The 12,583-nt window shown below is 70.7% G+C and carries 7 protein-coding genes; 5 read left to right on the forward strand and 2 right to left on the reverse strand.

Translation table 11 applies throughout. From position 1 onward, the window contains the following. Positions 1-5: 5 nt before the first annotated feature. Both QFZ64_RS09225 and polA read right to left on the reverse strand, forming a co-directional pair. A complete protein-coding gene (locus QFZ64_RS09225) occupies positions 6-1,754 on the reverse strand; it encodes a lytic transglycosylase domain-containing protein (protein ID WP_307064235.1) in 1,749 nt (582 codons plus the stop codon). Between the two features lie 311 nt (positions 1,755-2,065). Beyond that, on the reverse strand, positions 2,066-4,789 hold the full coding sequence (gene polA, locus QFZ64_RS09230; RefSeq protein WP_307064237.1) for a DNA polymerase I: 2,724 nt from the start codon (positions 4,787-4,789) through the stop codon (positions 2,066-2,068). A gap of 307 nt (positions 4,790-5,096) precedes the next feature. Here polA and QFZ64_RS09235 point away from each other — a divergent pair, with 307 nt between their 5' ends. The 5 genes from QFZ64_RS09235 (at position 5,097) to QFZ64_RS09255 (ending at position 12,580) form a co-directional block, all read left to right on the forward strand. Then, positions 5,097-7,376, forward strand: coding sequence for an FdhF/YdeP family oxidoreductase (locus tag QFZ64_RS09235; RefSeq protein ID WP_307064240.1), 2,280 nt, complete (start codon positions 5,097-5,099; stop codon positions 7,374-7,376). A gap of 87 nt (positions 7,377-7,463) precedes the next feature. After that, positions 7,464-7,952, forward strand: coding sequence for a PaaI family thioesterase (locus QFZ64_RS09240; protein ID WP_307064241.1), 489 nt, complete (start codon positions 7,464-7,466; stop codon positions 7,950-7,952). Between the two features lie 538 nt (positions 7,953-8,490). Further along, positions 8,491-9,714 carry a branched-chain amino acid ABC transporter substrate-binding protein gene (locus QFZ64_RS09245; protein ID WP_307064243.1) on the forward strand — a complete coding sequence of 408 codons (1,224 nt, stop codon included), beginning with the start codon at positions 8,491-8,493 and terminating at the stop codon, positions 9,712-9,714. A gap of 123 nt (positions 9,715-9,837) precedes the next feature. Beyond that, positions 9,838-10,767 carry a branched-chain amino acid ABC transporter permease gene (locus QFZ64_RS09250; RefSeq protein ID WP_307064245.1) on the forward strand — a complete coding sequence of 310 codons (930 nt, stop codon included), beginning with the start codon at positions 9,838-9,840 and terminating at the stop codon, positions 10,765-10,767. Positions 10,768-10,771: 4 nt separating this feature from the next. After that, complete coding sequence (locus QFZ64_RS09255; protein WP_307064247.1) at positions 10,772-12,580, forward strand: branched-chain amino acid ABC transporter permease; 1,809 nt, start codon at positions 10,772-10,774, stop codon at positions 12,578-12,580. Positions 12,581-12,583 lie beyond the last annotated feature (3 nt).

The following is a 12,583-nucleotide window of genomic DNA, read 5'->3' on the forward strand; positions in this document are numbered from 1 at the left end:
GGGGTCTACGACGCCGCCGCGGCGACCTTCAGTTCGAGCGTGACGGTCGCGCCGCCCGCCGTGGTGACGCGGAGCAGGAACGTGCCCGTGGTGTCGTCGGCGTAGAGCTTCGGCAGCTTCAGCACGCCGTCGGCGTCGGTGGTCAGCCCCGCGAGGGTGCGGACGGGCTTCTTGTCGGCGTCGTCGGCCGTGCTGTCGGGGTCCTTGAAGTAGGGGCCCTTGTCGTTCTCGGTCGCGTCGTCCGCCGACCTGATGAGCGTGGCGGTGGCGGCGACCTTGCCGGGAGCGGCGCCCTTGTAGGTGGCGGCGAGCTGGATCTGCTCGGCGAACTCGCCGCCGGGGGTGCAGGTCAGGGGGGTGTCGCCGACACGGGCGAGGGCGTCGGCCGTCCGCTCGGTGACGGTCGCGGTGTGGTCGAGGGCGGCCACGGTGCGGCCCACGACCAGGGCCCGGACGGTGAAGTCACCGGTCTTCTCGCCGGCCACGAGGGCGGGCGCGGTGGCGGTGCCGGTGCCGCCCGTGACGACGGTGGCGGTCTTCTCGCCGCCGGTGAAGGTGGCGTCCGTGTCGCCGACGACGACGAAGCGGACCCGGACCTTGGCGACGGCCGTGCCCGCCTTGGTCTCCGGGCGGACCGCGATCTTCTTGTCGAACGTGCCGCCCGCCCTGGCGGTCAACGTGCCGGTGCCGGCGTCGTCGAGGTGGTCGACCGTGTCGGTCGGCGTGGGGGGCGGGCCGGCCGGGGGTGTGCTCGGCTTCGACGGCTCGGTGGACGGCTTGCCGCCCGAGTCGGAGCCGGAGTGCGAGCCGGAACCCGAGCCGGAGTGGCCGGGCTTGGTGGTGTGGTGCGCCGACGGCTTCGTGGAGGTCACCGGCGGAAGCGGGGTGGAGCCGGTGCCGCTGCCCGGGCCGCCGCTCCCGTCGCTTCGGTGGCGGGGCAGGGTGCCCGTGCCGTCCGGCACCGAGTGGGTGCCCTTGCGGTAGAACTCCAGCCAGGACAGGACGGTGTTGAGGTAGTCCTGCGAGTGGTTGTAGCTGAGGATCGCGGCGTCGAGGTTCGCCTGGACGGACAGGTCACGGTCGGCGCGGCACAGGTAGTGGCCGGCGGCGAGGGCGGCGTCGTAGACGTTGTTGGGGTCCTTGACGCCGTCGTCGTTGCCGTCGCGGCCGGCCCAGGCCCAGGTCGACGGGATGAACTGCATGGGGCCGACGGCACGGTCGTAGGTGCTGTCGCCGTCGTAGGCGCCGTGGTCGGTGTCGGAGATGTGGGCGAAGCCGCTGCCGTTGAGGACGGGGCCGAGGATCTTGGAGTAGGTCGTGCCCTGGGCGTCGACGCGGCCGCCGCGGGCCTGACCGGACTCCACGTGGCCGATGGCGGCGAGGAGTTGCCAGGGCAGGTTGCAGCCGGGCTTGGACTCGCGGAGTTCGGCCTCGGCCTTCTTGTAGGCGTCGAGGACCGTGGCGGGGATGCCGGAGTCGTCACCGGCACCGCTCGAACCGGACGCCTTGTCGTCGCCGGGGGACGGGGTGGGGCTGTCGAGCGGGGGCAGGTCGGTGTAGTAGTGGCCGTCGCCGGTCGCCGTGCCGTCGCCGTTCACGTCGGGGGCGTCCTGGGCGGCGCCGGTCGTCCGTCTGCCGTGGTCGTCGGCGGTCACTCCGGGGGCCTGGGACGCGGACAGAGCCGCGACTGCTGCCGCCGCGAGCGCGGTGGTTGCCGCTCCCTTGCGGAGCCTCCTGCCGAAATGCGCCGCCATAGAGTGCGCCCCTCCCGTGGACGACCGTCCGTCTGCTCCGTACCGGTGCTCGACCGTGCCCGCGGGCACCGTGCCGCAGGCGACCCTACGGCAACCCGCCGCCGGGTGGCACCCGTTGAAGCGGGGTCTTCACCGGTTGGCCATGAGCGCGACGCGAGTCGCGTGCGCGCCACCCTTACTTGACGGTCGTGATCGCCGGACGGTTGTGGTGCGAGCGCGGAATTCTCGCCCGCCGGGCGGACCGGTCCGTGCAACGGCCCGGCTCCGCGCCCCCTGCTGGGGCGCGGAGCCGGGTGCGCTGTCGGTACCGGTCAGTGGGCCGCCGATTCCCAGTCCTGGCCCACGCCCACCGAGACGTCCAGAGGGGCCTTGAGATGGACCGCCGTGGTCATCTCCTGGCGGACCAGGGCCTCCACCCGCTCACGTTCGCCGGGGGCGACCTCCAGGACGATTTCGTCGTGGACCTGGAGCAGCATGCGGGAGGCCAGGTCCGCCGCCCGCAGTGCCTCGTCGACCTTGAGCATGGCGATCTTGACGATGTCCGCCGCCGTGCCCTGGATGGGGGCGTTCAGTGCCATGCGCTCGGCGGCCTCGCGGCGCTGGCGGTTGTCGCTGTTGAGGTCGGGCAGGTAGCGGCGGCGGCCGAAGAGCGTCGCCGTGTAGCCCGTCGCCCGGGCCTCGTCCACCACGCGGCGCAGATAGTCCCGTACGCCGCCGAAGCGCTCGAAGTACGCCTCCATCAGGGTGCGGGCCTCGGCGGCCTCGATGTTGAGCTGCTGGGAGAGGCCGAAGGCCGACAGACCGTACGCCAGGCCGTAGGACATCGCCTTGATCTTGCGGCGCATCTCCGCGTCCACCGCGGAGCGTTCCACGCCGAACACCTGGGAGGCGGCGGTGGTGTGCAGGTCCTCGCCGGAGGTGAACGCCTCGATGAGACCGGCGTCCTCGGACAGGTGGGCCATCACGCGCAGTTCGATCTGACTGTAGTCGGCCGTCATCAGCGACTCGTAACCCTCCCCGACGACGAAACCGCGGCGGATGGCGCGCCCCTCGTCCGTACGGACCGGGATGTTCTGCAGGTTGGGGTCGGTGGAGGACAGCCGGCCGGTGGCGGCGACGGTCTGGTTGTACGTGGTGTGGATGCGGCCGTCCGCGGCGATCATCTTGATCAGGCCCTCGACGGTGACGCGGAGTTTGGCCTGCTCACGGTGACGAAGCATGATCACCGGGAGTTCGTTCTCCGTCTGGGCGGCCAGCCAGGCCAGCGCGTCGGCGTCCGTGGTGTAGCCGGTCTTGGTCTTCTTCGTCCTCGGCAGGCCCAGTTCGCCGAAGAGGACCTCCTGGAGCTGCTTGGGCGAGCCGAGGTTGAACTCGTGTCCCGCCGCCGCGTGGGCCTCCTTCACGGCCTGCTGGACGGCGCCCGCGAACATCTGCTCCATGGACTCCAGATGGGCCCGGTCGGCGGCGATGCCGTGCCGCTCCAGACGGGCCAGCAGCGTGGAGGTCGGCAGTTCCATGTCGCGCAGCAGGTCGGCCGCGCCGACCTCCTCCAGCCGGCCGGTGAACACCTCGCCGAGGTCGAGGATCGCGCGGGCCTGCACCATCAGCGCGTCCGCCTCGGCCTCCTCGTCGGCGCCGAAGGCGAGCTGGCCGTCGGCGGCGGCCGGAGGCGCGAGCTCCCGGCCGAGGTACTCCAGGGTGAGCGCGTCCAGGTCGAAGGAGCGGCGGCCCGGCTTGACCAGGTAGGCGGCCAGGGCGGTGTCCATCGTGACGCCCTCGATCGTCCAACCGTGCTCGGCGAAGACACGCATCGCGCTCTTGGCGTTGTGCAGCACCTTGGGAAGAGCCGGATCGGCGAGCCAGGCCGCGAACGCCCGCTCGTCCTCCTCGTCGATCTCCGTCGGGTCGAACCAGGCGGCGGCACCGGCGGCCGTGGCCAGCGCGACCTCGGCGACCGAACCGGTGCCCAGCGCCCAGGTGTCGACGGTGGCAAGGCCCAGCGGGACCGTGCCGTGCTCGGCGAGCCAGGGCTGCAGCCCGCCCGCGCCGAGCACCGCGCCGTCCACCGCGACACCGGCCGCGACCGGGGTCACCTCGGCCTGCTCGGCGCCGGGATCGACGGCGAACAGCCGCTCCCGCAGGGACGGATTGCGGATCTCCAGGGTGTCCAGGAGCATCGTGACCGCCTTGCGGTCGTAGGCGACGCGCTCCAGGTCGGCGACGCTCTTGTCCAGCTCGACCTGCCGCTCCAGCTCGGTGAGCCGGCGGTTGAGCTTGACCGACTCCAGGTGGTCGCGCAGATTCTGCCCGGCCTTGCCCTTGACCTCCTCGACGCGCTCGACCAGTTCGGCGAACGAGCCGAACTGGTTGATCCACTTCGCGGCCGTCTTCTCGCCGACGCCCGGGATGCCGGGCAGATTGTCCGACGGGTCGCCGCGCAGCGCCGCGAAGTCGGGGTACTGGGCGGGCGTCAGCCCGTACTTCTCGACGACCTTCTCCGGGGTGAACCGGGTCAGCTCCGAGACGCCCTTGGTGGGGTACAGCACCGTGACGTGATCGCTGACCAGCTGGAAGGAGTCGCGGTCACCGGTGACGATCAGCACGTCGAAGCCCGCGGCCTCGGCCTGGGTGGCGAGGGTGGCGATGATGTCGTCCGCCTCGAACCCCTCGACGGCGAAACGGTCCGCGTGCATCGCGTCCAGCAGCTCGCCGATGAGCTGGACCTGGCCCTTGAACTCGTCGGGCGTCTTGGAGCGGTTCGCCTTGTACTCGGTGAACTCCTCCGAGCGCCAGGTCTTGCGGGAGACGTCGAACGCCACCGCGAAGTGCGTGGGCGCCTCGTCACGCAGCGTGTTCGCCAGCATCGACGCGAAACCGTAGATCGCGTTCGTCGGCTGACCCGCCGCGGTGGTGAAGTTCTCCGCGGGCAGCGCGAAGAACGCGCGGTAGGCCAGCGAGTGCCCGTCCATGAGCATCAGCCGTGGACGGTCGCCGCCGGGGGTCGTGTCGGTCTTCTTCGCTGCTGTCTCTGCCACGCCCCCGATCCTGCCACGCCCCACTGACAGCCGGGCCCCACCGGCTCCCCGACGCGACGTCCGCCACCGGCCGGTACGACGTCCGCCACCGGCCGACGCGACGTCCGCCACCGGAGCACCGGCACCCCGCACCCACCCATGCCCCGGCGCCCCCTCCCGGCCCCGTCCTCACCCCCGGCACCGCTTCCGTCCCGCCCCTCCCCGCCCGGCGCACACTGACCCCGTCGGCCGGGGGACCGGTTGCCGGTGCCGCGTGCGAGGATCGCAGAGGCAGTTCACACCCGCGGGGCCCAAGGGAGAGCGAGCGATGGCAACGAAGCCGCCGAAGGCAGATCCGGTGCAGGACGCCCCCGAGGTCGCCGGGCCGCAGCACGCGGCGGCCGGCCTCCCGGCCGTCCGGCACAGCCTCGTCATGGCAAGGCAGCAGATGGGTGTGCGGCGCACGGCGCTGACCCTGCTGCGCGTCAACCAGAAGGACGGCTTCGACTGCCCCGGCTGTGCCTGGCCCGAGGGCGAGCACCGGCACACCGCCGAGTTCTGCGAGAACGGCGCCAAGGCGGTCGCCGAGGAGGCCACCCTGCGCCGGGTCACCCCGGAGTTCTTCCGCGAGCACCCGGTCGCCGACCTCGCCGGGCGCAGCGGCTACTGGCTGGGCCAGCAGGGCCGGCTCACCCACCCCATGTACCTGCCCGAGGGCGCCGACCACTACGAACCGATCGGCTGGGACCGCGCCTTCGACATCGTCGCCGAGGAACTGACCGCGCTCGGCTCCCCCGACGAAGCGGTCTTCTACACCTCGGGCCGCACCAGCAACGAGGCCGCGTTCCTCTATCAGCTCTTCGCCCGCGAACTGGGCACCAACAACCTGCCCGACTGCTCCAACATGTGCCACGAGTCCTCCGGCTCGGCCCTGTCGGAGACGATCGGCGTCGGCAAGGGCAGCGTCCTGCTCGAGGACCTGTACAAGGCGGACCTGATCATCGTGGCCGGGCAGAACCCGGGCACCAACCACCCGCGGATGCTGTCCGCGCTGGAGAAGGCCAAGGCCGGCGGCGCGCGCATCATCAGCGTCAACCCGCTGCCCGAGGCGGGCCTGGAGCGGTTCAAGAACCCGCAGACGCCGCAGGGCATGGTCAAGGGCGCCGCGCTCACCGACCTGTTCCTGCAGATCCGCCTCGGCGGAGACCAGGCCCTGTTCCGCCTCCTGAACAAGCTGATCCTCCAGACGGAGGGTGCGGTCGACGAGGAGTTCGTCGCCGCGCACACGCACGGCTTCGCGGAGTTCGCCGAGGCGGCCCGCGCCGCCGACTGGGCCCAGACCCTCACCGCGACCGGCCTCACCCGCGAGGACATCGAGCAAGCCCTGCGGATGGTGCTCGACTCCGAGCGCGTCATCGTGTGCTGGGCGATGGGCCTGACCCAGCACAAGCACTCCGTGCCCACGATCCGCGAGATCGTCAACTTCCTGCTGCTGCGCGGCAACATCGGCCGCCCCGGCGCGGGCGTGTGCCCGGTGCGCGGCCACTCCAACGTGCAGGGCGACCGCACCATGGGCATCTTCGAGCGGCCCGCCCCCGCCTTCCTGGACGCTCTGGAGAAGGAATTCGGCTTCGCCCCGCCCCGCGCGCACGGTTACGACGTCGTGCGGGCCATCCGCGCCCTGCGCGACGGTGAGGCGAAGGTCTTCTTCGCCATGGGCGGCAACTTCGTCTCCGCCTCCCCCGACACCGAGGTCACCGAGGCCGCCATGCGCCGCGCCCGGCTCACGGTCCATGTGTCGACCAAGCTCAACCGCTCCCACGCGGTCACCGGCGCCCGCGCGCTGATCCTGCCCACCCTCGGCCGCACCGAGCGGGACGTCCAGGGCGGCGGCGAGCAGTTCGTGACCGTGGAGGACTCCATGGGCATGGTGCACGCCTCCCGGGGCCGGCTGAAGCCCGCCGGTGCGCGGCTGCTGTCCGAACCGGCCATCGTGTGCCGGCTGGCCCGGCGGGTGCTCGGCGCGGACAGCCGGGTGCCGTGGGAGGAGTTCGAGCGGGACTACGCCACGATCCGTGACCGCATCTCCCGGGTCGTCCCCGGCTTCGAGGACTTCAACGCGCGCGTGGCCCGCCCCGGCGGCTTCGCCCTCCCGCACGCCCCGCGCGACGAGCGGCGCTTCCCCACCGCCACCGGCAAGGCCAACTTCACCGCCGCGCCGGTGGAGTACCCGGAGCTGCCGGAGGGCCGGCTGCTCCTGCAGACGCTGCGCTCGCACGACCAGTACAACACCACGATCTACGGCCTGGACGACCGCTACCGGGGCATTCGGGGCGGCCGCCGGGTGGTACTGGTCAACGCCGAGGACGCGCGCGCCCTGGGCGTCGCCGACGGCACCTACGTCGACCTGGTGAGCGAGTGGCGGGACGGCGTGGAGCGGCGCGCGCCCGGCTTCCGCGTCGTGCACTACCCGACCGCCCGGGGCTGCGCGGCGGCGTACTACCCGGAGACCAATGTGCTGGTCCCGCTGGACGCCACGGCCGACACCAGCAACACCCCCGCCAGCAAGTCCGTCGTGGTCCGCCTGGAACAATCGACGACCGACTGAGCGTTCGCTCAGCGAAGCCGGCGGCAGGACGCCGGCGGCCGGTCACGGACGGGGACCGGCCACGACGAACGAACGGAGCCGGCCCCCATGGGTGAACAGCGGAACGTGACCTTCCCGCAGACAACTGTCGACGAGTACGCCGCGCTCGGAGTGGACCTGGAGGCGCTGTTCTCCGCCGGCCACCTGGGCACACGGATGGGCGTCAAGATCGTCGAAGCCTCGGCGGACCGGGTAGTCGGCACCATGCCGGTCGAGGGCAACACCCAGCCCTACGGACTGCTGCACGGCGGCGCCTCCGCCGTCCTCGCCGAGACGCTCGGGTCGGTCGGGGCCATGCTCCACGGCGGCAGCAAGAAGCTCGCGGTCGGCGTCGACCTCAACTGCACCCACCACCGCGGCGCACGATCCGGCCTGGTCACCGGCGTGGCGACCCCCCTGCACCGGGGCCGCTCCACCGCGACGTACGACATCGCCATCAGCGACGAGGAGGGCCGACGGGTCTGCAGCGCACGACTGACCTGCATGCTGCGGGACCTCGACCCCGGCACCCCGGCGGACGTCCCCGCCACGGCCTGAAACGCACCCCCCGTGCCGGAGCGCCGCACCACGCGCTCCGGCACAGCCGTGCCCGCGGGGTCCGCCACGGGCCCCGCATCCGCGTATGGGACGACATACACGAAGTGATGAAAATGCCGGAACCCCTTTCCCCGGCGTAACGCTGTGTAATACGCGGGCAATAAATCACCGGACTTTTCCCGGCGAGCCGCCCGCACCCCGCCCCGTACCGGAATCCCCACGAGTCATCCTGACAAGGTTTCCCGTCACTACCAAAAACGCCGAGACTCCTGAACGAATCCGTCCCGGTACTGCGGATTCTCACCATGCGGACAGGACGAATGGGTCAGAAATCCACCGTTCCACCCAGTCGGTACCGCTCTGCATTACCTCGTGTCATAACAAGAGCGTCACAGCCTTGGCCAAGCTCTCCTCTGCCTTCCACACCCGCGCTTAGAGTCACGGCCAGTCACCGCGCAGCCGAAAAGCCAAACCGGCCGCCGTACGACTCGGCTGCTTCCACGGGGAAACAGCTGCGCCAGTGAAAGGACTTACGACCGTGCGCCCACGTTCGCTCACCGCCATCACCGCCGCCCTGGCGGCGGGAGCACTCACCCTCACCGCCTGCGGCTCTCGGGACGACAGCGGCGGCAGCGACGACAAGGGCGGCACGACCGTCGTCATCGGCGTCGACGCCCCGCTGACCGGCCAGAACTCCGCCACCGGCCTCGGCATCCAGTACGGCGTCCAGATCGCCGTCGACGACGCCAACAAGAACAAGACCGTCCCCGGCGTCACCTTCAAGGTGAAGGCCCTCGACGACAAGGCCGTCCCCGCCACCGGCCAGCAGAACGCCACCGCACTCGTCGCCGCCGACGACGTCCTCGGCGTCGTCGGCCCCCTCAACTCCGGCGTCGCCACCCAGATGCAGCAGGTGTTCGCCACCGCCAACCTGGTGGAGATCTCCCCCTCCAACACCGCGCCCGAGCTGACCCAGGGCAAGAACTGGCAGACCAAGAAGTCGCGCCCCTACAAGACGTACTTCCGCACCGCCACCACCGACGCCCTCCAGGGCGGGTTCGCCGCGCAGTACGCCCACGACACGCTCAAGAAGAAGAAGGTCTACGTCGTCGACGACAAGCAGACCTACGGCGCCGGCCTCTCCAAACTCTTCACCGCCGGCTTCACCAAGCTGGGCGGCAAGATCGCCGGCACCGACCACGTCAACACCGGCGACAAGGACTTCTCGACCCTCGTCACCAAGGTCAAGAACTCCAAGGCCGACATGCTCTACTACGGCGGCCAGTACGACGAGTCGCAGATCCTCACCAAGCAGCTCAAGGACGCCGGCGCGAACATCCCGCTCTTCGGCGGCGACGGCATGTTCTCCGACACCTACATCAAGACCGCCGGCAAGACCTCCGAGGGCGACCTCGTCACCTCCGTCGGCGTCCCGGTCGACACCCTGCCCGCCGCCAAGGAATTCATCGACGCCTACAAGGCCAAGAAGTACCCCGGCGACTACGGCACCTACGGCGGCTACTCCTACGACGCCGCCACCGCCATCATCAAGGCCGTCGGCGAGGTCGTGAAGGACGGCAAGGTCCCCGACGACGCCCGCCAGCAGATCGTCGACCAGGTCCAGAAGGTCAAGTTCGACGGCATCGCCGGCCCCGTCGCCTTCGACGAGTACGGCGACACCACCAACAAGCAGCTCACCGTGTACCAGGTCACCGACGGCAAGTGGAAGGCCGTCAAGAGCGGCACCTACGACGCCGGCTGACCCCACCGCACCACCCGGGCCGCGCGGGAGACCACACCTCACCGCGCGGCCCCCTTCCCATACCCCGGTCCGGCCGTCCCACCGGACCGGCCCACCCCTCACTTCACACACGGAGGCCGCGCGGTGAACACACTGCCGCAGCAGCTGGCCAACGGGCTGTTCCTCGGCTCGATGTACGGGCTGATAGCCATCGGTTACACGATGGTGTACGGCATCGTCCAGCTCATCAACTTCGCCCACGGCGAGATCTTCATGACCGGAGGCTTCGGAGCCCTCTCCGTCTACCTCTGGCTCCCCGGCAACACCAGCATGTGGCTCGCACTGCCCCTCATGCTGGCCGGCGGAGCGGTCGTCGCCGTCCTCGTCGCCGTCGGAGCGGAACGCTTCGCCTACCGCCCACTGCGCGGCGCACCACGCCTGGCCCCCCTCATCACCGCCATCGGCCTCTCCCTCGCGCTGCAGCAGGCCGTCTTCAACTGGTACCCCGGCGCCAAGACCGACCGCGTCTTCCCGCAGCTCCCCTTCGGGCCCTACCACCTCGGCTCGGTACGCATCCAGAGCGGCGACATCTTCCTCGTCGTCGCCGCCGTGCTCTGCATGACCGCCCTCGCCTTCTTCGTCCGCCTCTCCCGCACCGGCCGCGCCATGCAGGCCACCGCCCAGGACCCGGACACCGCCCAGCTCATGGGCATCGACACCAACCGCATCATCGTCATCGCCTTCGCCATCGGCGGCCTCTTCGCCGCCGTCGCCGGCGTCGCCTACGGCCTCAAATACGGCTCCGTCAAATACGACATGGGCTTCCAGGCCGGCCTCAAGGCCTTCACCGCCGCCGTCCTCGGCGGCATCGGCAACATCTACGGCGCCATGCTCGGCGGCCTCGTCCTCGGCGTCGCCGAAGCCATGGCCACCGCCTACATCGCCGACATCCCCGGCATGGAACAACTCGGCGGCCAGGGCTGGGCCTCCGTCTGGGCCTTCGTCCTCCTCATCCTCGTCCTCCTGCTGAGGCCACAAGGCCTCCTCGGCGAACGCGTCGCGGACAGGGCGTGATCCCATGACCCACACCACGACCCCCGACCCCACGACACCGGAACCCACCGTGTCACCCACCCCACCCGCACCCCGCGGACTCATCCCCCTGTCCCCCGGCGCCGGCCTCGCCCTCGTCCTCCTCGGCGGCGCCGGAACCATCGCCTCCGCCTTCATGTCCTGGACCTGGACCAGTGAATTCCCCGGCGACCTGACGGTCTACGGCTACCCCGCCGGCCTTCAGATCCTCGCCATCGTCGCCGGCGTACTCACCCTCTTCTTCGGCGCCACCCGCCTCGGCCTGCTCAAACTCCCCGGCGCCGAAAGGATCGCCGCACCCTCCGCCCTCTTCGCCGCCGCCCTGTCCGCGTTCACCGTCTGCTGGTTCGCGGCCATCGCCATCGCGGTCGACCTCGGCGGCCTCGCCAACCTCGACCCCGGCGCCTACGTCGCCGCCGTCGCCAGCGCCCTCGCCCTCGCCGGCGCGCTCACCGTCCCGGCCGGCCCCGACGGCATCCGCGCCTACCTGAGCGCCGCCGACCTCGGCCGCATCACCGTCCCGGCCAACCCCTGGGTGCGCCGGCTCGTGATCACCCTCGGCACCGCCGCCGCCCTGATCGCCTTCACCTACGGCATCGGCATCGACAGCGACGACAGCGAGACCTTCGTCGGCTTCGTCCTGCTCCTCGCCTTCGCCCTCCTGGCGTTCAACCGCTCGGGGCTGCTCGCCCGCTACACCGCGATCAGCACCCACCACAAGGGCTTCGCCGTCGCTCTGGCCTTCCTCGCCGCGGTGATCTTCCCCTTCACCCAGAGCGACGACCACAATGCCAACCTCGGCGTCAACATCCTCACCTTCGGCACCGTCGCCCTCGGCCTCAACATCGTCGTCGGCCTCACCGGCCTCCTGGACCTCGGTTACGTCGCCTTCCTCGGCGTCGGCTCCTACACCGCCGCCCTGGTCTCCGGCAGCGAGTACAGCCGGTTCTCCGGCACCCAGTTCCCCTTCTGGGCCGCCGCCCTGACCGGCATGGCCGTCACACTCGTCTTCGGCGTCCTCATCGGCGCCCCCACACTCCGACTGCGCGGCGACTACCTCGCCATCGTCACCCTCGGCTTCGGAGAGATCTTCCGCATCGCCGTCAACAACCTGGACGGCAGCTCCGGACCCAACATCACCAACGGCCCCAACGGCATCAGCCGCATCCCCGACCTCGAAATCTTCGGGTTCAACCTCGGCGACAGCCATGACGTCGCCGGCTTCACCCTCGGCCGGTTCTCCAACTACTTCTTCCTCATGCTGTTCGTCACGGCCATCGTCGTCCTGGTCTTCACCCGGGCCGCCGACAGCCGCATCGGCCGCTCCTGGATCGCCATCCGCGAGGACGAGACCGCCGCCACCGCCATGGGCATCAACGGCTTCCGCGTCAAACTCGTCGCCTTCGCCCTCGGCGCCTCCCTCGCCGGCCTCGCCGGCACCGTCGGCGCACACGTCTCCTACAGCGTCAACCCGGCGCCCTACCAGTTCGCCGGAGCAGCCCCGCCCAACAGCGCCTTCCTCCTCGCCGCCGTCGTCCTCGGCGGCATGGGCACCGTCAACGGTCCCCTCCTCGGCGCCGCACTGCTCTACCTCATCCCCGAAAAACTCGGCTTCCTCCAGAACTACGAACTCTTCGCATTCGGCATCGCACTCGTCCTCCTCATGCGATTCCGTCCCGAAGGCGTCATCGCCAACCGGCGCCGCCAGCTCGAATTCCACGAGATCGACCAGCTCGACGTCCCCGAGCGCGGCCTTCCCGACTCCACCCTCGGCGTCACCAAGGCAGGGGCGTGACCA

Source organism: Streptomyces sp. B3I8, from assembly GCF_030816915.1.
Lineage (GTDB): Bacteria > Actinomycetota > Actinomycetes > Streptomycetales > Streptomycetaceae > Streptomyces.

What these genes read in the sequence shown, in the direction of transcription:
- QFZ64_RS09225 (WP_307064235.1), bottom strand. Translation starts at nt 1,754, where the DNA reads ATGGCGGCGCATTTCGGCAGGAGGCTCCGCAAGGGAGCGGCAACCACC.
- QFZ64_RS09235 (WP_307064240.1), top strand. Translation starts at nt 5,097, where the DNA reads ATGGCAACGAAGCCGCCGAAGGCAGATCCGGTGCAGGACGCCCCCGAG.
- QFZ64_RS09240 (WP_307064241.1), top strand. Translation starts at nt 7,464, where the DNA reads ATGGGTGAACAGCGGAACGTGACCTTCCCGCAGACAACTGTCGACGAG.
- QFZ64_RS09255 (WP_307064247.1), top strand. Translation starts at nt 10,772, where the DNA reads ATGACCCACACCACGACCCCCGACCCCACGACACCGGAACCCACCGTG.